Annotated in this window: 16 protein-coding genes; 12 read left to right on the forward strand and 4 right to left on the reverse strand. The window is 67.7% G+C overall.

What is annotated here, in order from left to right; translation table 11 throughout:
• The first annotated feature begins 8 nt into the window (after positions 1-8).
• Both CTB96_RS08215 and CTB96_RS08220 read left to right on the forward strand, forming a co-directional pair.
• A complete protein-coding gene (locus CTB96_RS08215) occupies positions 9-1,670 on the forward strand; it encodes a sensor histidine kinase (protein ID WP_110126446.1) in 1,662 nt (553 codons plus the stop codon).
• Positions 1,671-1,701: 31 nt separating this feature from the next.
• Positions 1,702-2,874, forward strand: coding sequence for a GGDEF domain-containing protein (locus CTB96_RS08220; RefSeq protein WP_110126447.1), 1,173 nt, complete (start codon positions 1,702-1,704; stop codon positions 2,872-2,874).
• A gap of 37 nt (positions 2,875-2,911) precedes the next feature.
• Here CTB96_RS08220 and CTB96_RS08225 read toward each other — a convergent pair whose 3' ends face one another.
• The gene (locus tag CTB96_RS08225) at positions 2,912-3,517 is read right to left on the reverse strand and encodes a hypothetical protein (RefSeq protein ID WP_110126448.1); all 606 of its coding nucleotides are present in this window, start codon (positions 3,515-3,517) and stop codon (positions 2,912-2,914) included.
• Between the two features lie 112 nt (positions 3,518-3,629).
• Here CTB96_RS08225 and CTB96_RS08230 point away from each other — a divergent pair, with 112 nt between their 5' ends.
• The gene (locus CTB96_RS08230) at positions 3,630-5,075 is read left to right on the forward strand and encodes a glycosyltransferase family 2 protein (RefSeq protein WP_248283282.1); all 1,446 of its coding nucleotides are present in this window, start codon (positions 3,630-3,632) and stop codon (positions 5,073-5,075) included.
• Positions 5,072-5,434: a hypothetical protein gene (locus tag CTB96_RS08235; RefSeq protein WP_110126450.1), complete on the forward strand. Its 363-nt coding sequence runs from the start codon at positions 5,072-5,074 to the stop codon at positions 5,432-5,434. Before CTB96_RS08230 ends, CTB96_RS08235 begins: the two co-directional genes overlap by 4 nt.
• A 7-nt stretch (positions 5,435-5,441) precedes the next feature.
• Here the strand turns inward: CTB96_RS08235 and CTB96_RS08240 are convergent, their stop codons facing one another.
• Together CTB96_RS08240 and CTB96_RS08245 are read right to left on the reverse strand one after the other, a co-directional pair.
• Entirely contained in the window at positions 5,442-6,374 is a 933-nt protein-coding gene (locus tag CTB96_RS08240) for a response regulator transcription factor (protein ID WP_345788777.1), read from the reverse strand.
• 79 nt (positions 6,375-6,453) lie between these two features.
• Positions 6,454-7,455, reverse strand: coding sequence for a glycoside hydrolase family 6 protein (locus CTB96_RS08245; protein WP_110126452.1), 1,002 nt, complete (start codon positions 7,453-7,455; stop codon positions 6,454-6,456).
• Between the two features lie 73 nt (positions 7,456-7,528).
• Between CTB96_RS08245 and CTB96_RS08250 the strand changes: the two genes are divergently transcribed.
• The 8 genes from CTB96_RS08250 (at position 7,529) to CTB96_RS08285 (ending at position 19,475) form a co-directional block, all read left to right on the forward strand.
• On the forward strand, positions 7,529-9,013 hold the full coding sequence (locus CTB96_RS08250; protein WP_427846478.1) for a malate:quinone oxidoreductase: 1,485 nt from the start codon (positions 7,529-7,531) through the stop codon (positions 9,011-9,013).
• 219 nt (positions 9,014-9,232) lie between these two features.
• Positions 9,233-10,666 (forward strand): MDR family MFS transporter, encoded by a 1,434-nt coding sequence (locus tag CTB96_RS08255; RefSeq protein WP_110126454.1) that lies wholly within the window; start codon positions 9,233-9,235, stop codon positions 10,664-10,666.
• A gap of 146 nt (positions 10,667-10,812) precedes the next feature.
• On the forward strand, positions 10,813-12,936 hold the full coding sequence (locus tag CTB96_RS08260) for an intein-containing Rv2578c family radical SAM protein (protein WP_181397193.1): 2,124 nt from the start codon (positions 10,813-10,815) through the stop codon (positions 12,934-12,936).
• 128 nt (positions 12,937-13,064) lie between these two features.
• Entirely contained in the window at positions 13,065-14,288 is a 1,224-nt protein-coding gene (locus CTB96_RS08265) for a sensor histidine kinase (RefSeq protein ID WP_110126455.1), read from the forward strand.
• A complete protein-coding gene (locus CTB96_RS08270) occupies positions 14,285-15,613 on the forward strand; it encodes a hypothetical protein (protein WP_110126456.1) in 1,329 nt (442 codons plus the stop codon). The genes CTB96_RS08265 and CTB96_RS08270 overlap by 4 nt, the downstream gene beginning before the upstream one ends.
• A 67-nt stretch (positions 15,614-15,680) precedes the next feature.
• Positions 15,681-16,439, forward strand: a complete 759-nt coding sequence (locus CTB96_RS08275) for a thymidine kinase (RefSeq protein ID WP_110126457.1) — start codon at positions 15,681-15,683, stop codon at positions 16,437-16,439.
• A 73-nt stretch (positions 16,440-16,512) separates the two neighbouring features.
• Positions 16,513-17,163 carry a response regulator transcription factor gene (locus CTB96_RS08280; RefSeq protein ID WP_110126458.1) on the forward strand — a complete coding sequence of 217 codons (651 nt, stop codon included), beginning with the start codon at positions 16,513-16,515 and terminating at the stop codon, positions 17,161-17,163.
• Between the two features lie 23 nt (positions 17,164-17,186).
• Complete coding sequence (locus CTB96_RS08285; protein ID WP_181397194.1) at positions 17,187-19,475, forward strand: sensor histidine kinase; 2,289 nt, start codon at positions 17,187-17,189, stop codon at positions 19,473-19,475.
• A gap of 57 nt (positions 19,476-19,532) precedes the next feature.
• Here CTB96_RS08285 and CTB96_RS08290 read toward each other — a convergent pair whose 3' ends face one another.
• Complete coding sequence (locus tag CTB96_RS08290; protein ID WP_110126460.1) at positions 19,533-20,261, reverse strand: CPBP family intramembrane glutamic endopeptidase; 729 nt, start codon at positions 20,259-20,261, stop codon at positions 19,533-19,535.
• Positions 20,262-20,303 lie beyond the last annotated feature (42 nt).

Raw genomic sequence — 20,303 nt, forward strand, 5'->3', positions numbered from 1 at the left:
CGCCAGAGATGATCGAGCACAGAACGCGGATGCGCCGCCCCGGCGTGCAAGAGCGGGTGGAGAGAAGCGTCTTCCTCTCCCAGCTGCTGCTCTCCGCTGCCACGCTGCTCCTCGTCGCCGTGTCGGTGGTGTCGACACCGACCTCCTTCGTCAACCCGCTGTACTTCCTCGGCCTGATGGTCATCTTCGGCACCACCGGCTTGGCCGCCGCGGTGCCGTGGCGGCGACTGCCGAAAACCTGGATCGTGGCCCTGCCACTGCTGGACATCGTGGGACTGAGCCTGGCGCGTCTCGCCGAACCGGCCCTCGGCGTGAGCCTGCTGCTGGTTTTCCCAGTGATCTGGATGTCCACCCACTTCGGCCAGGCCGGTGCCGTGGGCAGCGTAATCTTCTCGGCCGTGCTGCTCTGGACCGGCTTGGGTTCGCGTTTCATCACCGACCCCGACAACGCTGCCGCCCTGTTCTCCGCTCAGGCGCCGGCGATGGCGGTGGTCACGATCATGCTCTCGTTCGTCTCCTCGGTGATCTTCACCACCAACCGTCGCGCCCGGGCGCAGCGGGTGCTGCTCACCCAGCAAGCCGGACTATTCGAGGCGGCCCTGCAACGCTCCCGTCGTCAGGAACAGACCCTCGACGAGATCTTCAACACCGTCGACTTCGGCGTCGTCGGGTACGACCGGGATGCCAAGATCAACTTCATAAATCGGGCGCAGCGCGCGCTGCTGTCCAGGTTCGGCGCCAGCGGCGGCATCGGCCTGGCCGACATCGTTTACAAGGAAGACGGCGTCACCCCGTTCGGCGATTCCGACCGGCCCTACCAACGGGCGATGCGCGGTGAAACCGTCGACAGGGTCACCGTCTGGATGGGCTCGCCCGACCAGCAACAGGCGGCGGTGCTGGTTTCCGGCCGACCGATCCACGACCACAACGGCGAGTACGACGGCGGTGTGCTCGTCACCCGCGACGTCACCGCCGAGGTGCGCGCGGTGCAGGCCAGGGACGATCTCGTCGCCTCGGTCTCGCACGAGCTGCGCACCCCACTCACGTCGATTCTGGGCTACCTCGAACTGGCCCTCGATGACGACCGCGTCGAACCAGACACCCGGCGGATGCTCGAGATCGCATCCAAGAACTCCGACCGTCTGCTCGAGATCGTCTCCGGCCTGCTCACCGCCGCCAGCGAGTCGCACGAAGGACTTGCGCTCAACCTCGCGCCCTGCGACCTGTCGAGCCTCCTCACCGAGGCCATCGAATCCGCCAGCCCGTTGGCGGCGCAACGCGGCATCGACTTCGAACTCGCCGACCTGCCCGAAATCAGCGTCATCGCCGACGCATTCCGGCTGCGCCAGGTGATCGACAACGTCTTCTCCAACGCGATCAAGTACAACGTCGAGGCCGGCAAGATACGGGTGAGCGCCGCGGAGGCGGACTACGGCGTCGAGGTGCGAATCGCCGACACCGGCCGGGGCATGAGCGAGGACGAACAGGGCAACCTGTTCGACCGGTTCTACCGCGCGGACTCCGTGCGCGGCTCCAGCGTGCACGGCACCGGGCTGGGCCTCAGCATCAGCCGCGAGATCATGCGCGAGCATGGCGGAGACCTCAGGCTCGAATCCATCAAAGGCAAGGGGACGACGGCGATCGCCACACTCCCGGTAAACAGAGGTTGAGCGTGCTCCGGCGCGCCCGACAGGGGGCATTATGCAATTAGACGGACCCACCCTGCAGATCGTGAGCGGCCTGTTGGTCATCCTCTGCGGCGTCTCGTTCATCTTCAACACGGCGCTCAACCGCAACGACCCGCCCGGTCGGCTGTGGAGCCTGTCGTTCGTGGCCGGCATCATGGTGACCGTGGCGTACGCGGTCTACCTGGTCAGCGCGGATGCCTGGTGGACGATCGCATTCGGCAACGCCGCCCTGGTCGTCTGCATCGGCGCCCTGTGGACGGGCTCCCGGGTCTACAACGGCCGGAGCTCCGGGTTCCTGCTGGTGGGTGTGCTCACGGGCGTCGTCACCTTGATCTCACTCATCCCCGGTGCGGATGGCGGTGAGTGGGCCGGCGCCGTGCCGCTGTGGCTCGTCGTCGCGCTGCTCGCAGCCCTGGGCGCCACCGAGGCGCTCCGCGGTCGGCTGCGCCGCAATCTGAACGGGCGCATCCTCGCGCTGGTGCTCTTCATCGTCACCGTGTTCTACACCGGCCGGGCCCTCGCGTTCGCGCTGGAGGGCCCCGCCAGTGAGGTGTTCCGCACCTACTTCGATTCCGCGCCGACCTCGGTGCTGAACATGTCGCTCATCATCACCGCTTGCATCGCCGTGTCGATCCTGCGTGCGGAAGGTGCGGGCAGCAACGCGGTGGGGGATATCACGGTCGGCATCCATTCAGCCGCCGGAGTGCTCTCCGGTTCTGCGTTCCAGCAGGCCGCCACCGAGCACCTGGAGCGGGGGGAACGCACCGAGCACGGTCTGGCCGTAATCGGCGCCGACATCGACAACCTGCCGGAGATCAACACGGCGTTCGGGCGCACGGCGGGTGACGAGGCCATTGCCCGGTTCGCCGACACCCTCCGCGGCAGTGCCCCACTGATGTCGCTGATCGGGCACCCCGCCGCCGGTCGGTTCCTCATCCTCGCATCCGTCGCATCCGCCACCGAAGCTCGCGGCATCTCCGAGCGCATCCAGAATGCCCTCGTCGACGGTCCGTTGGGGGAGTCGTACCAGATCCGGCTCACCGCCAGCTTCGGCATCGCGGACACCTTCGACCACGGTTACGACCTGGCCGCGCTGATCGCGGCGACGAGCCAGGCGATCGACGTCGTCAAGCACCGCGGCGGCAACGACATCGCGGTCGTGACCGAGGCCGCGCAGCCGATCTAGCCGTTCCGGCCATCGGGCCGGATGGTCCGCCCGCCGGTCAGGGAACGATGGCGACGGTGAGCTGGTCGCTCGCGGTCTGCTTGGCGAAGGTGCTCGAGGTGGGGGTCGTCTGGATCAGCAGTTCGAAGGTGAACGACAGTGTGACGCTGGTCGCCGTCGAATCCACCGCGGGGAGCACAAAGGTCTGGCCGTAACTGTACGGCGCCTTCACCACGTAACCGGTGGGCAACGAGGACTGGTCGACAAAGGTTGCCGGGGCATCCAGCGCTCCTGTGGGACCGCTCACGGCGGGAATGATGCTGACCTTGGACAGGTAGACCCCCTGACCATCGTCGGTGCCCAGTGCGGCGCTGAGCGAGAAGCTGATCGGTTTGTTCGCCTCGGCCGTCCAGTCGCCCATGTTGAGGGAGGAGGAGTAGTCCACGGTGAGCGCCGCATCGCCGGCGGTGAGCTCGTGCCGGGTGGAGCCGGTCGCCAGGTCGTTCACGATCGGGGTGATCGTGGCCTTCGCCGTGGGGGTGGCGGAAGAAGTTCCGCCGGCGTCCAATCCGTCCCAGGGGGCCTGGCCGCAACCCGACAGGGCCACCGTGAGGGCGGCGGCGAGGCTGAGTGCCGCAACGCGGCGATGACGTGACGTCTGCATGGGATCCCCCGGTTTCCAGTGTCGGCGTGCTGAGCCGTTCTTGAGCTTATCTTGTGAAAACCTTGACTCAGTATTGGGGTCAAACAGCAGATTGCCTGACAGAGTAGAAAATGTGAACGAGAGAAACCGCAACGCGAAGCCCGTACCCGTCGTCGACCCTGTCGCGGCCGCATACGCCAACGAGTTCAACGAGATGGTCGAGGGCCTTCCGGCCTTCCGCCCGACCATCGGTTGCATCGTTCCCGCCTACAACGAAGCCGACTCTATTGGTGGAGTCCTCGACTCGCTGCTGGCCCAGACCCGCCTCCCCGACGTGATCCACGTCGTCGTAAACAACACCACCGACGACACCGTGAAGATCGCCAGCGAATACGCCGGGCCGCACGAGGTCGTCACCGACGGCGTCATGCAGTTCACCGAGGTGTTCGTGCACGACATCGGCGTCAACCCCGACAAGAAGGTGGGCGCGCTCAACTACGGCTACTCGCTCATCGAGGGCTGTGACTTCCTGCTCGGGGTAGATGGCGACACCACCGCCTCCGCCAACGCTGTCGAGCAGCTCGAGGCCGAGATCGCCTCTGACACCCGCATCGGCGGCATCTCCGCGATCTATAGCATCGACGACACCGTTATTGACGGCCTGATGCCCCAATTCCTTATCGCCGGCCAGCGCGCCCAGTTCGCCGCCTTCAACATGCAGAACATGCTTCGAGGACGCAACATGGCTGTTCTCGGCGGGCAGTTTTCGATCTTCTCAATGAAGGCGCTTCGGGAAGTCATGATCGACAGCCACCAGGCCACCCCGTGGGTGAAAGACAGCGAGGTGGAAGATTCCCTGCTGTCGCTGCAGATCAAGAGCGCCGGTTACCTCACCAAGATCAGCGCCCAGGCGCGAGCCAATGTGGGCGGTATGACCACACTGCGCGGCCTCGACGCCCAACAGGTGAAATGGAACTTCGGCGCCATCGAGTTGATGTGGCCGGGCCAGCGCGGTGACACCAAGGGCCAACCGTTCCACCCCAACCTGCGGCTGCGTTGGATCGAGAACTTCTCGATGGTCATCAACGTGCTCACCCGGGTGATGTTTTTCATCCTGCTCTTCGCCTCGCTGTCGATCAACGCCTTCGTGTTCAGCCCGATCTGGCTGATCCCGCCCTTCATTGCCATCTTCCTCAACCTGCGCACGGCCCTGTCGATGAAGACTCGCACCTGGAAGGACATCATTTTCGCGGTCGGGTTCCTGCCTGCCGAACTGTACATGTGGGTGCGGATCGGGCACTTCGTACGCGCCTGGACCAAATTCGCCAGCAACAAGCAGGTCGACAACTGGGCAGAGCAGGCCAAGGCCGAGCGTGGAAGCGGCAATGCCTACCTGGTGCCCCTCTTGGTGGCGCTCGCTGCCGCGGCCGCCATGGTCTTCGTCTGGCTGCAGCTGCCCGTCGTCGTCCAGTCCACCATCCTCTGGATCGGTTGGCCGATCCTCGGTGTCACCACCGTCATCCAGACCCTCACCATGTTCGTCACGCTCACCAAGCGTCACCGCGGTTACCGCGTGTGAGTGCCCACATCGAAGCCACGGCACTGCGCGCTCTCCTCACCCAGATGGGCGGCGACCGCGAGATGCAGCGACGCTTCGTGCACGACTTCGTGCACCTGTGGCGTAGCCGCTCTCAGCGCCTTGCGGCGGCACTGACCGCGCCGTTCCCGAACGCCGAAGAGGCCCATGTCGTGCTCCTGAGCATCCGCTCCAGCAGCACCATGGTGGGCGCCGTCACCGTTGAGGCCACGGCCGCGATGATGCACGACGCGTTGCGTGACGGTGACATCGCCGGCTCTGTTCGGCACATCGATCGCCTCAACGAGGTAGGCGAGCGGGCCTGCGAGGATCTCGCGGCCATGTTCGCGCTGCAGCGCTAGATAGCGGCTAGTCTCCGCGCCCGGCTTCGTCGGATGCGGCCAACCGGTACCCGACGCCCCGCACGGTTTCGAGCCAGCGCGGCGCGGTGAGACTGTCGCCGAGCTTGCGTCGCAGGTTACTCAGGTGCGCCTCGACAGCGCGCTTGTCGGCTTCGTTCACGTAGTAGCTGGTCACGTAGCTCTCGCCGCGCAGGAGCAGGGCCAGGTCGGCCTTGCTGCGCACCCGGCGCTTGGATTCCAGCAGCGCGGCCAGTAGGTCGAACTCGGTGCGGGTGAGGTCGAGTTCGGTGGTGCCGAGGATCGCCAGGCGCATGTCGTTGCTCAACCGCAGACCGTTGTGCTCCATCCAGTCCTCGGCCCTGTCGTCAGTGATGGCAGTGCCGACGGGAGCGCCATTCACGCTGCCGGCGGCGGCAGGTTCGGCGGCGACGGGCACCGGGGCCAGTAGGGGAATCTCGGCGACGGGAATCGGCGCCGGCTGCGGTGGAACGTAAGCGGGTGTGAATGCGGGCTCGGCGGCAACCGGGGCCGGGGGAGCGGCAACGAGGTCGGCGGGCAGCGGGGCAGCGGCGCCCTCAGGAGCCACGGCCAGTCGCGGGCGCCGCAGCATCGCGTCGATGCGGGCGCGCAGCTCGCGCGGCCGGAACGGTTTGGTGAGGTAGTCGTCCGCGCCGGCCTCCAGGCCCTGAAGCGTGTCGATTTCCTCATCGCGGGCGGTGAGCATGACCAGGTAGGTGGCGCTGAAGGTGCGAATCCGCTTGGCGGTCTCGAACCCGTCCATTCCGGGCATGCTCACGTCGAGTGTGGTGACGATGGGATCGTACGCGCGAACGGCCCGGATCCCGTCAAGCCCATTGCTCGTCGCGATCGCATCGAAACCGGCTTGGGTCAGAACGGCCTCGAGCAGATGGCGAATATCCGCGTCATCTTCGATGATCACCGCAACCCGACGTGCTTCCCCAGACGACGACATAACTGCGTACCCTACCCGCTCTGAATATCCATCAATTTAGCCAACCTTACCAACCAGCGGTGGCTGCAAGCTGTAGCGCACGCTCATTCCACCACTCGCCGGCTTTCGGGCCGTTGTTGCAGGTGCCATCGCTCTCGCCCGGCTCCTTGATCCAGAGGTTCGCGTCCCGCAGGCCGCCATCCGTGGTGGCCTCCGCCGTCGCACCCAGCGCGCGGCCGGAGGGGTTGCACCACTCGCCATTGCTGCCGACGCCGTTGCGTGAGGTGTCGACGATGAAATGGGCGCCGTTGGTGAGAGAGGACACAGATTCACCGAAGAGCTGCTCGGCCGCGGAGTCGTTGTAGTTGGAGACGTTGGTGACGAACCCGCGCACACTCTGCACTCCGGCCCGGTTGAGCAAGTCGGCCATCGTGGCGGGGTCGATCCAGTCGGAATGGCCCGCGTCGAGGTACACGGTGGCGCTGCTGTCGGCGAAGGAGGTCACGCCCTGCTGGATCTGCTGGATGCGCTGATCGACGTTGCCGCATTCCTGGGCCAGCGGCAGCGCATCCGGCTCCAGGATGACGACGGCGGTGTGCAGCGTGAGTGCCGCGGCGATCGACGCGACCCAGACCGGGTAGTCCCCTTCCGACAGGCCGCCGGCGGAGTGTTGGCCGCAGTCGCGGTTGGGGATGCCGTAGACCACGAACACGGGCACCTGACCGGTGGCGAGTGCGGCGTCGGCGATGGCGGTGACATCCGCCTGCACGGTGTCGAGCGGAAACACCTCCGGCTTAAGCCAGATGGCGGCCGGCTGCTCGGCGATGCGGGCGATCACGGCGGCGTCGGCCGAGCCCGGGTCGGCCTTCTCCGCGGCGGTGGCGGCGATATGCGCCGTGGACTCCGGGTTGGTGTAGAACGAGGCCCCGGCGAGAGGATTCGTGTTCGCCGCTTCGCTGCTGGCGACCGCGACCGCGAAGGAGCCAACGAAGAGGCCGAGAGCCACGATGGGGGCAGCCAGGGCGATGATGCCCAGGGAGAGGCCGATGCGGCTTCCAGTGGAGTCCATTCGCCAACCCTATCCTGGCCGGGTTACGCCGAGCCCTGCCCTCGGCCGAGTGGGCGGATGCTCGGGTTAGACTCTGAGCGTGAATTTACAACCGAAGGTCGATGTTGCCCTGATCGGTGGGGGGATCATGAGTGCGACTCTGGCCACCCTGCTCGCCGAATTGCAGCCGGACTGGACCATCGAGGTCTACGAGCGCCTGGGCGAACTCGCCCAGGAGAGCTCCAACCCGTGGAACAACGCCGGCACGGGCCATGCTGCCCTGTGCGAGCTCAATTACATGCCTCAGGCTCCCGACGGCTCGGTCACGGCCGAGAAGGCCGTTGCGATCAACGAGCAGTTCCAGATCAGCCGCCAGCTCTGGGCGCACCTGGTGCAGACCGGGGTGCTGCCGGAGCCGGAGAAGTTCATCAACTCCACCCCGCACATGACCTTCGTGCACGGTGCGGCCAATGTGGACTACCTGCGCAAGCGGTTCGACGTGCTCGCCGACCAGCCGCTGTTCGCCGGCATGGAATACAGCGAGGATCCCGCTGTGATCGGCAGCTGGACCCCGCTGATCACCAAGAAGCGCGCCCCCAAGCAGAAGATCGCGGCGACGCGTATCGCATCCGGCACCGATGTGGACTTCGGCGCCGTCACCCGGTACCTGTTCGACTCGCTCACAGAGCGAGGGGTGAAGGTGCACCTCAACCAGCAGGTCACCAGCCTCAAGCAGGAGGACGACGGCACCTGGAAGCTCAAGCTGCTCAGTCTGGTGGGCCGGTACACGAACACGGTCGAAGCCCGCTTCGTCTTCGTCGGCGCCGGCGGTGGGGCGCTCGCCCTGCTGCAGAAGAGCGGAATCCCCGAAATCGAGGGGTTCGGCGGCTTCCCGATCAGCGGCCAGTTCCTGCGCACCACCAACCCCGCCATCGTGGCGCAGCACCAGGCCAAGGTCTACGGCAAGGCCGCCGTCGGCGCCCCGCCGATGTCGGTGCCCCACCTCGACACCCGCGTCGTCGACGGCGAGAGCTCGCTGCTCTTCGGCCCGTTTGCCGGCTTCAGCCCCAAGTTCCTCAAGCGCAGCACCTGGTTCGACCTGCCGTTCTCGGTGCGGCCGCACAACCTGGTGCCCATGCTCGCCGTGGCCAAGAACAACGTCAGCCTGATGAAGTACCTCGTCGGTGAAGTCTTCGCCTCCCGCAAGGCCAAGCTCGAGGCACTGCGGGAGTTCATGCCCACCGCTCAGGCCAAGGACTGGGAACTGATCACCGCCGGTCAGCGGGTACAGGTGATGAAGAAGGATCCCAAGGCCGGGGGAGTGCTGCAGTTCGGCACCGAGGTGATCACCTCGGCCGACGGCAGCATCGCCGGGCTGCTCGGGGCGTCGCCCGGCGCATCCACCGCCGCGCCGATCATGGTCGACCTGCTCAAGCGCTGCTTCCCGGGCGAATACTCGCGCTGGGAACCCCGACTGCGCGAGATGATCCCGAGCCTGGGTACCAAGCTCAGCGACGACCCCGCTGCTGCCGCGGCCTCCCTCGCCGACACCGCCGCCACCTTGCACCTCACCGCCTAGGTCCACCGGCCGGCGCGTCCCCTCCGCTGGTCGAGCCTGTCGAGACCCGAACCGGGATCTCGACAGGCTCGATCAACGAGGTGGTAGTGCCTCTCCCGCTGGTCGAGCCTGTCGAGACCCCGCAACGCACCCGAATCCCAAAACGCGGAATACTCCACCGCGCCACAAGCTTGGGTCCAGAGTGACCTACAGAATCGACACCCGGGCCCTGACCATCCGATGAGTGTCGATCGCAGGGACGTCGGCTTCCGCTCCGAACGCGGGCCCATCCTCATCGCCCTGATGTTGACGACCGGCCTCGTCGCCATCGAGTCGACGATTCTCGCCACGGCGGTGCCCTCCATCGTGAAGGACATCGGCGGCTTCTCGCAGTTCCCGTGGCTGTTCTCCATCTACCTCCTCGCCCAAGCGGTGTCGGTGCCCGTGTATGCCAAGCTGTCCGACGTCATCGGCCGCAAGCCGATCCTCCTGTTCGGCATCGGGATCTTCCTGCTCGGCTCAATCCTGTGCGGGTTCGCCTGGAGCATGCCCGCCCTCATCGCGTTCCGCGCCATTCAGGGCCTTGGCGCCGGCGCGATCATGCCGATGTCGGTCACGATCGCCGGGGATATCTACACCGTGGCCGAGCGTGCCAAGACCCAGGGCTACCTCGCCAGCGTCTGGGCGATCTCCTCCGTTGTCGGGCCGACCCTGGGCGGGGTGTTCGCCGAGTTCTCTACCTGGCGATGGATCTTCTTCATCAACATTCCGCTGTGCCTGATCGCGGCGTGGATGCTGATGCGCACCTTCCACGAGACCATTCAGCACCGCAGCCACAAGGTGGACTACCTCGGCGCCACCCTCCTGATGCTCGCGCTGAGCGCGCTGCTCCTGGCGGTGCTCGAAGGCGGGCAGGCATGGGCATGGGCCTCACCGCAGAGCATCGGCATCTTCGCGGCCGGCGCCGTGTTGCTGATCGCCTTCGTCCTCGCGGAACGGCGGGCGGCTGAGCCGGTGCTTCCGATGTGGGTGTTCTCCCGGCGGGTGGTGCTGACGAGTTCGCTGATCGGGCTGGGCGTCGGTTCGATCATGCTCGGGCTGACCTCGTTCGTGCCCACCTACCTGGAGGGGTCGCTCGGCGTCACCCCCATCCTCGGCGGCCTCGCCGTGGCGGCCCTGACCATCGGCTGGCCGATCTCGGCCTCGCAGTCGGGCCGGCTCTACCTGCGGATCGGCTTCCGCGCCACCGTGCTGATCGGCATGGCCATCACCGTGCTCGGCACGGCGGTGCTCGCGCTTACTGCCGGCACGCCCTCCGTCGTCACCGTAGCCGTGGCCTGCTTCGTGATCGGCCTCGGGCTGGGCCTGGTGGCCACGCCGTCGATGATCGCCGCCCAATCGAGCGTGGGCTGGGACGAACGCGGGGTCGTCACCGGAACGAACATGTTCTCCCGATCGATCGGCAGCGCCGTCGGCGTCGCGATCTTCGGCGCCATCGCCAACGCCATCTACGCGCTGCCCGGTAACGCGAGCCACGACCCGGCCGCGATCACGGCCGCCTCCTCCGCCGTATTCGTCGCCCTGGCGATCGCCGCAGTCGCGACCGTCGTCGCGGCCTTCTACATGCCCCGCACCAAGCCGCTCGGCCTGGAGTCCGTGCCCATCACCCCGTAGCCGCGGCCCTCAACGGTCTGCGCGGGTCAGGCGCCGCAACGCGCGTGGCGCGCCACCCGCGAATCGGCGCTGTGCCCGCGAATCTCCACTGAGACCGGCACCCCTGCTCGCTTGCACTTCACTCGAACGTGTGTTCGACTATATGCATGCGCTGGAGTGGACAGGAACTGACGACGGAACAGACCGGGGCGCTCCCCGGCCTGGCCCGGCTGAACAACCTCGTGCGCAGTGTGCGCACCCCCGAATTCGACGGCATCACCTTCCACGAGGTGCTGGCCAAGTCGGCACTCAACCGGGTGCCCGGCCAGAGCGCGATGCCGTTCGGCTGGACCATCAACCCCTACCGTGGCTGCTCGCATGCCTGCACCTACTGCCTGAGCCCAGAAACCCTCATTCTGATGGCGGACGGTCGGCAGAAGCCGCTCTGGGAAGTCCGCGTAGGAGAGGCCATAATCGGCACGCGCATCGATGGCACCTATCGACGGTATGTCGAGACCACCGTTCTCGCCGCCTGGAACACCCGCAAGCGCAGCTACCGCATCACGCTCGCCGACGGTACGGAAATCGTGTCGAGCGGGGACCACCGTTTCCTCACCGAGCGAGGCTGGAAGTATGTCACAGGCGCCATGAGCGGTGCGGACCAGCGGCCCTTCCTCACGCCAAACAACAAGCTCATCGGATTCGGACTCAATGGGCTGACCGAAACTACGCAACCCCAATACTTCGATGCCGACTACCGTCGCGGATACCTGACCGGAATGATTCGCGGCGACGGGATGATGATCTCCCGGGATTACCCGCAGCGTTCGGGAGGCGGAAGCACAGTGCGATTGTTCAGGCTGGCGCTGGCCGATGTGGAAGCCCTCAACCGGTCTCGCCTGTTCCTCGAGCAGGAGGGCGTCCAAACGCAGACGCGCCCATTCGCGGTGGCCACCGACACCCGAAGGGCCATCTCCTCGATTTACTCAGGCAAGGCCGTGAACTATAAGCGGATCACAGAACTGATCCGGTGGCCTGAATCACCCGGCACCAATTGGCATGCGGGCTATCTCTCCGGCGTCTTCGACGCAGAGGGCTCGTGCTCCCAGGGGGTGCTGCGCATCACCAATATGAACGTTGAAATCCTCGACAACATTCAAACCTCTATGGTGGCCTTGGGTATTGACCATGTGCTTGAAGCAGCGAGACCGAATGGGGTGCGCTGTGTGCGGGTCACCGGGGGCCTTCCCATGCGCTCACGCTTCTTCAATCTGGTGGGTCCAGCGATCGACCGCAAGCTGTCTATCACGGGCCGCGCCGTGAAGTCCGATGCCAAACTGCAGATCGTCTCGATCGAAGATCTCGGTTCCACCATGGACATGATCGATATCACGACAGGTACGGGAGACTTCATCGCCAACGGCGTCGTCAGCCACAATTGCTTTGCCCGGCCCACCCACGAATACCTCGACCTCGACGGCGGCAAGGACTTCGACAACGAGATCATCGTGAAGGTGAACGTGGCCGAGGTGCTGCGCAAGGAGCTGGCCAAGCCCACGTGGGGTAAGCATCCCGTGGCGCTGGGCACCAATACCGACCCGTACCAGCGGGCCGAGGGCCGGTACCGGCTGATGCCCGGCATCATCGCCGCGCTCGCCGAATCGGGCACCCCGTTCTCGATCCTCACCAAAGGCACCCTGCTGCGCCGCGACCTCGACCTGCTGGAAGAGGCGAGCCGGGTGGTGCCGGTGGACCTGGCGATGTCGATCGCGATCTACGACCACGAGCTGCAACAGTCGGTGGAACCCGGCACGCCGTCGACCAAGGCCCGGCTCGCCACCGTCACCGCGATCCGGGAACGCGGCCTGAACTGCTCGGTGTTCATGATGCCGATCCTGCCGTTTCTCACCGACACCAAGGCGCACCTCGACGAGGCGATGCGGCAGGCGAAGGCCGCCGGTGCCAGCGGGGTGCTCTACAGTGCGCTTTACCTCAAGCCGGGCGTGAAGGACTGGTACCTGCAGTGGCTCCAGGGGGAACGCCCCGATCTGGTGCCGAAATACCGCGAGCTCTACCAGCGCGGCGCCTACGCGCCGAAGGAATACCGAAAGTGGCTGGCCGCGCGCATCCACCCGCTGATGCGCGCCCACGGGCTCGACCATCGCCGCGAAGACCCGGCCACCGGCGGCATCCTCTCCACCGCGCTCAGCCAGCCTGCCTCCACCCCGGCACCGGGGGAGTCGCTGATCGCGGCCGAACTGCCACCTGACCTGGCCCCCACCCTGTTTTGACCGGAACCACGCTTCACCCGACCGACCGCAGCGTCGACCGGGGCCGGATGGCGGACCCGCGAACGCGGGTCCGGACGAGGCCAGACCCACCCCGCACACCTGAGATAATCAGAGGCGGAGAGGTCGCAATGTCACTAGGGTTACCCGGCCACCTGGTTCAGGCCACGCTCAGCCGCGCCCTCGCCCGTGCGTCGCACTGGTACGGACTAATCTGCCTGATCGGCGCCCTCGTCTCGGTGCTGGCACTGAGCATGTTCCCCGTCACCGACCGGCTGCAGATCACCATCGCCGCCATCCTCGGCATGGGCGCACTACTGGCCCTGCTCGCACGCTGGCGCACGGTGCCGCTCACCCTGGCCTACCTGATCCTCGGCGCCGCGTGCGTCTACCTCTATACCAGCTCGATTTTGGGCATGCCCGACGTCTTCCCGTCCTCGGACATGTTCCTCATCGCCCTGCCTAAAATGGCGCTGATCATGGTCGGCGGCGCCGGCTCCGGCGCGCTGATCGGCGTGTTGTGGAGCACCGCCGGCTTCGTGCTCGCCGAGGCCGCGGCCACCCTCGCGGTCGCGCAGACCACGGTGCCCGACCGCCCCGATCTGTTCACGATCGTCACCTACCTGATCCTGGTCGGTGTGATGCTGCTCGACGGCCTCACCCGGCGCACCGGTCGCGCCGCCCAGCCGGCCATCCACCGCGCCGTGCAAGACGACCAGTCCCGCATCCTGCGGCACGACTTCGACGTGCGCGCGATCGCACTGATGCACGACACCACGCTCAATCAGCTGGTGTCGGTGGCCAGGGCCAAGCCCGGCCCGCTGAGCCGCGGCCTCGAGGCCGGCCTGCGTGAAACCCTGCAGACCCTCGCCGAGCGAGACTGGCTCACCCACGTCGACGAACGCACCGCTGCCACCCCGGCCGGCAGCGACGGCTGGCTGGCCAGCGCGGTCTTCCGAGCCATCGACCGCAGCCGTGACCGCGGCCTGGTGGTCGACATCACCGGCGACAAGGATGCCCTCGGCCGGCTGGACCCCGAAAGTGACCGGGAACTCGGGTTGGCCGTGCAGCAGTGCCTGGTGAACGTGCTCCTCCACGCCGGCATCGCCACTGCAGAGGTGGTCATCGACGCCGACGACCAGAACGTGTCGGTGATGGTGCTCGACGCGGGCCGCGGGTTCATGGAAGCCGAGACCGGCAGCGACCGACTGGGCCTGCGTCAGTCCGTGCGCAAACGCATCGAACGGCTCGGCGGCTCCGTGGTGGTCTGGTCCCGGCCCGGCGCCGGCACCTCGGTGCTGCTCACCCTGCCCGCCCCGGTCGCTGCGCCGGCCAGCGGCGAGGTGGCACCGTGACCGCCCGCCGCGCCACCCAGCAACGTCTCGACCCGCTGGGCACCCTCGCCGCGTGGCCGCTCGCCCCCGCGGTGGCCGCGATCGTGCTGTGCAACACCGTGATCGCCACCGTGTTGCAGAGCGACCAGGTCATTAGCCCGCTGCTGGCCACGCTCGCGGTGCTGGCCATGGCCGCCGCCGCCGGCACCCTGGTGATCGCCACCCAACCCGCGTTCTCCCCCTTCGGCACTCGCATGCACGTGGCCATGCTGGGTTTCGCCGTGCTCGGCTACCTGCTCGAACAGGTCAGCCGTTGGGGTAACAACCTGCTCGTGCAAGACGATTTCGGCCCCGTCGGCATCGGCCTGTTGTTGCTCGCGCTGGCCCCGTACCGGCCGTGGCGGCAGATCATGGGCTCGGGGCTGCTCGCGAGCGCGGTCGCGGTCGCGGTGACCGTGCCGCAGGCCCCGTCGTTCCAGATCAACGTTCCGGTCGCGGTGTTCGCCATCGTGGCGGTCACCCAGATCCTCGCCCCCACCGCGGCCGGCGCGGCCTACTCCCGTCGCATCGTGAAGTCCATCCTCAGCTGGCAGACGGATGCCCGCCGCGCCATGGTTGCTCGCACCGAAGAAGCCCGCGGACAGGTGGCCCGGGCCGTGGTGGAGCAGCAGGTCACCGCGCTCAAGTCCGGTGTCATTCCGTTCCTCTCCGAGCTGCTCGAACGCGGCACCGTCACCGCCATCGACATCGCCCGCGCCGGCCAGCTCGCCGCCGACGTGCGCCGCTCCCTGGTGGCGGAGATCGACCGCACCTGGCTGGACTCGGTGGCCACCCGGGAACGCACTGCCCTGGCCGAACGCGGCACCCCCGGGCTGCTCGTCGTCGCCGACCCTGAGCACCGCGCCACCATGTTCCTGGCCGAACAGCGCGCGGCAACGGCAGCACTGATCGGAGCGCTCTGCGCCGCGCCGGGCTTCGACCCGCACAGTCTGGTGGTGCAGATCGCCGGTTCCGCCGTGCTGGTGCCGGGAGCTCCGAGCGTGCCCGCCGGGCCCACGCCGCTCGGCCAGCTCGCCGCCGCGGCGCCGACCCAGGTCGACACCATCACCATCCAGGCCGCGCTCGACCTGCCACCCCGCCGGGTTCGCGCGCTGCTGCGGCCCTACCTGGGCGTCATCCGGGTGGTCTTCCAGAACGTGCGGATCACCGTGCGGCGGCCGTCGCTGACCATCGAGTTCGACGGCGTGCGCGACACCAGCCAGGCACCGGCGTCGCTGGAGCCGCTCGCCACCCCGGCCACCCCCGCAGGGGTGCGCGCGCACAAAGCTCCCCGCCAAGTACGCTGATTCCTGACCGGCCGCTGGCGGCCGGCGCACGTGGCACAACAAACAGGGCAGGGCGGTACCGGCGGTTATGGCGAAACTGTATTTCCGATACGGGGCGATGAACAGCGGCAAGAGCACTTCGATGCTGCAGGCCGCCTACAACTATGAGGAGCGCGGGCACCGCGTGCTGCTGGCCAAACCGTCGATCGACACCAAAGGTGACCGCGGCATCCTGTCCCGACTGGGCGTCACCCGCGGGGTCGACTTCCTGCTCACGCCCGACACGGATGCGTACGCCACCTTCCAGCAGCACCGCGCCACCGTGCTCGCCGACACCGGCCTCGACGTGAGCGCCCTGCTCGTCGACGAGGCCCAGTTCCTCACCGAACCGCAGGTCGACGACCTGCTCCGCATCGCCATCATCGAGAACGTGCCGGTGCTGGCCTACGGCATCCGCACCGACTTCCAGACCGTGGCCTTTCCCGGCAGCCGCCGACTGCTCGAGGTCGCTCACAGCCTGGAGGAGCTCAAGACCATCTGCCGGTGCGGGCGCAAGGCGGTGTTCAACGGCCGCAAGGTCGACGGCGCGTTCGTCTTCGACGGCGACCAGGTGGCCATCGATGGCGTCGAGGTCACCTACGAATCGCTCTGCGGCTCCTGCTACCTGGAGGAAAGCCACGGCGTGCTCAACAACCGCCGCCGGGAACCGCTGCGTGCGGAATATCTGGGTGCGGGCGTCGGCCCGTCGGAGCGGGGGCGCTCAATCGGCCTCGACCCGCAGACGGCGGATCATTCGGTCGAGAGCGCCCCAGCCAGCCCCCCGGCGCGTTCCCCCTCCTCACCTTAGGCAACTCGCACCGGCGGCAAAAGCCGTCATTTATCAGGGCACCCGTTTCGGATAGTACGCAGAGAGGCACACCATGCACAGCTTCCGGGTTGCGCTGATCGACGACCACGAGATCGTCGCCCGCGGCTTCGCCGGACTGTTCGCCACCCTGCCCCAGGTTGAAGTCGTGGCCACCGTCGCCACGGTGACCGACCTGCTCGAGCAGGTGGGGGAGACCCGGGTGGACCTGGTGATCCTCGACCTGCGTCTGTCCGATGGGTCCACGGTCACGAGCAACGTCGACCGGTTGCGCGCGACTGGCGCGGCCGTGCTGGCCTTCACCGGCGGCGATGACGCCCAGCTGATGCGGGCCGCGGCCCGAGGCGGAGTGCTCGGTGTGGTGCGCAAGTCCGAACCCACCGACGTGCTCCTCGACGCCGTCATCCGCGCCGCGGACGGGGAGACCATCGCCTCCACCGAGTGGGCGGCGGCTTTGGATGGTGACCCCGACCTGTCCGACGCCGGCCTGAGCCCGCGGGAACGCGAAGTGCTCTCGCTTTATGCCGCCGGGGCGAAAGCACCACTCGTGGCCTCGCACACCGGCCTCTCGGAACTGACCGTCGTGGACTACATCCGCCGGGTGCGATCGAAGTATGAGCGGGTCGGCCGGCCGGCGAACACGAAGATCGACCTGTACAAGCGTGCGCTGGAAGACGGCATCCTGCCCGTGCCCGGGCGGTCATGATCCGGCACGCTGTTGCCCGGCCGGTGACCCGCACGGCCACCGCCAACCTCACCCGGCTGCTCTGCATCGCGGTGGCCTGCGCCGCCGGCATCTTCGGGCTCCTCTCGATCGGTTCGTTCCTCGCGCAGGCGTGGCATCCCAGCCCCGCGGTCGCGGCGGCGGCGTGGGCGCTCTCGTTCGGCCTGCCCGTGGCGCTCGGGGTGTGCTCCGGCTGGGGCAGTCCGCGTCTGCTGCGCTCGCTCGTCGCGGTGCAGGCGGTGTGTTTCGTGTTGATTGCCGGGTTCTGGCTGATCCTGCGGGGGGAGCCGCTGCCGGCAGGCGCCGACGTCCCCTGGTCGATCACCGCCACCGGGGTACCGTGCGTGGCCGTGGCGGTCTTCGCCCGGCAGCGCGTGGCGTGGAGTTACACCGTGCTGGCCTGTCTGCTCAGCGGGCTGGTGCGGTTCCGCACCTCAGCCGAGACCAACCCGGGGTTGGTCGGTCTTGCTGATGGCCTGTACTCGCTCCTGCTCGTCAGTGTCTTCGTGGCCCTCACTCTTGCCGCCCGGCGCGGTGCCGCCCGCGTGGATGAGGCCACCATGCTCACCCGGCACGCCGAGGCCCGCCGCGCGGCCGGGGTGGCGCGCCGTCAGGAGCGGCTGCGCATCGACGCCCTCGTGCACGACAGTGTCATCTCCACTTTGCTGATGGCGGGGCTCGGGCGCACCCCGCCGGCCGTGGTCTCCGAGCACGCGTCGAAGACCCTCACCCAGTTGGACGCGCTGCGCACTCCGCCCGTGGAGCCGGTGGTGTTGGTCTCCGACGTGGTGCGGCGACTGCGCCGACTGACTCGGCAGATCGCCCCCGATGCCGTGGTGGACTTCGACGACCCGACCCGCGGCGGCGATTTCGTCGAACGCACCGTACCGTCGGTGGCCGTCGTGGCGATACTCGGCGCCGTCGGCGAGGCCCTGCGCAACTCGGTCGCCTCCGCCGCCGGGCCCGCACGATCGCTGGGGCGCAGGGTTCGCCGCACCATCCAGGTCACCTCCACCACCGATGGTTTCCAGGTGATGGTCAGCGATGACGGCGTGGGCTTCGACCCCGACGCGGTGCCGCCAGAGCGCCTGGGCATCGCCGAGAGCATCGTCGGCCGGATGGAACGCGTGACGCACGGGGCGGCGAATGTGCGCTCCAGCCCGGGGCACGGCACCGACATCGTGGTCGCCTGGGTGCCGGCCCGGGGCACGTCGGCAGCCCGGCTCGGACCGGAGGTCGACCGTCGGGCGGCGAGACGGCTCCCGGAACCCGCCGCACCCGACGACCACGAACCCATTTCGCTGGCCCGCTCCCTCGACCTGTCCACGCCGTTGGCCAGGCTGATCCTGGCTCTGTTCGTGCTCGTTCACGGTGTGCTCGCCATCATCGACGTGGTACCCGGCCGGCCACTGCTTCTGATGGTGGCGGCCTACCTGGCCATCGCCTTCGCGGCGACCTCGCTGATGAGCCCGTTCGACGGGCCATTCCCGCGGTCGCGGATCGCCCTCGTGCTCAGTCTGTGCGGCGTGGGCGCCATCGCCATGTTCGGCTATCTTCCGGCCGACAGCGGGGCACCGTTTGCGCACTGGCACCTGGGGGCGATCACGCTGATCCTGGTGGTGCTCGCCGCCCGGGGGCAGATCAGGTCCGCGTGGCTCGGTTACACGGTGCTGGCCGCGCTCGCGGTGAGCTGGGCAGTGGCTAGCGGGCAACCCGCCATGGCCGGCTTCGACCTGGTGATCCGGCACGCCGGCACCCTGCTCGCCGGCACGCTCTTCGTGGTGAGCCTCGACCGCACCGAGCGCACCCTACGAGTGCTCAACCACCGCGACAACCTGCAGGCCGCCATGAATGCCACCACGGTGGCCGCGATCGCCGAGCGCGAAGCCGAGCTCGTGCGGGTCAACCTGCTGGCCCGACCCACCCTCAAGCGGTTGGCGGCGCCGCTAGCGCTCACCGAAGCCGAGCGTGCACAGTGCCTGCTCGTCGAGGCCAGCCTGCGCGACGCCATCCGCGGCCGGTCCCTGTTCGTGGAACCGGTGATCAGCGCCGTGAACGCCGCCCGGCGGCGTGGGGTGCAAGTGACCGTTCTCGACGACAGCGGGGAGAGCCAGCCGGAGTCGCCGGCCGCCCTTGCGCACACCGTGGCCGAAGTGCTCGACACCGTGGCGCACGGCCGTATCACCGTGCGGGTGCTGCCGGCCGACCGTCGGGATGTCGCCACTCTCGTCGTCGAATCCGACACCCACAGCATTCTCGTCGTCGGCGCCAACGGCACCCTCAGCACCCCCTGATGTTGCCCACCTGACCGGGTCTGTGCGGCACCGCGACGATGAGGTCGTGACTCAGGCTCAGCCCATCAGCGCCGGCACGACGACGAGCGCATTGAAGGTGATGTGGGCCACGCTCGCGCCGCCGAGACGGCCGGTGAGTTGCGAGAGAGCCGCCGCGGCAGCCCCGAAAATGAAGGTGCTCAGCCCGATGACCATCGCCGCCGTTGGCGTGCTCACCGTAAGGATATGCACGAGCGCGAATACGAGCCCGCTGACCACGATCGCGAGTGCGGTGGCCGTCCGGCGGCTTCCGCCGTTGCTGCGTGCGGAGCCGGCCACCGCCCGGGCCAGCAGGCCGCGGAAGAAGAGTTCTTCGATGACCGGCCCGATCAGCACCGGAGCGAGCAGCGCGGCGAACACCCACCACAGGTCGCGCACCGGCTCGCCGAACGTGGCACCGGCAGACCCGAGCCGGCCGTAACCGGCAATCTCGAGAATTCCGGCCAGCAGTCGGGCCAGCACTCCTACGGTCAGGCCCCAGAGCAGATCGAGGGGGTGAAAGGCAAAACCAAAGTCGGTGACGAGTGATTTCGCACCGCGCCACCAGCTCGCGATCAACACGGTTCCCAGCAGCGGCACCCACACAACGAGGTAGCTCAAAACCTCGCTCAACCGGGGATCCTGCGGCCACCCGCGCAGGGCGGCGGCGCTCAGAAGCAGCACCAGAATCGTCGCCGCAACGGTGCCGACGGCGGCATCCGTGATGCCCCATCTTGGTGTTCGGGCCACGCGCACAGCAGAGTCCATGAGGCAAAGTTAGCGTGTCAAATGTCGCACGATGGAAATCAG

This window comes from Cryobacterium arcticum (assembly GCF_003185895.1).
Classification (GTDB): domain Bacteria; phylum Actinomycetota; class Actinomycetes; order Actinomycetales; family Microbacteriaceae; genus Cryobacterium; species Cryobacterium arcticum.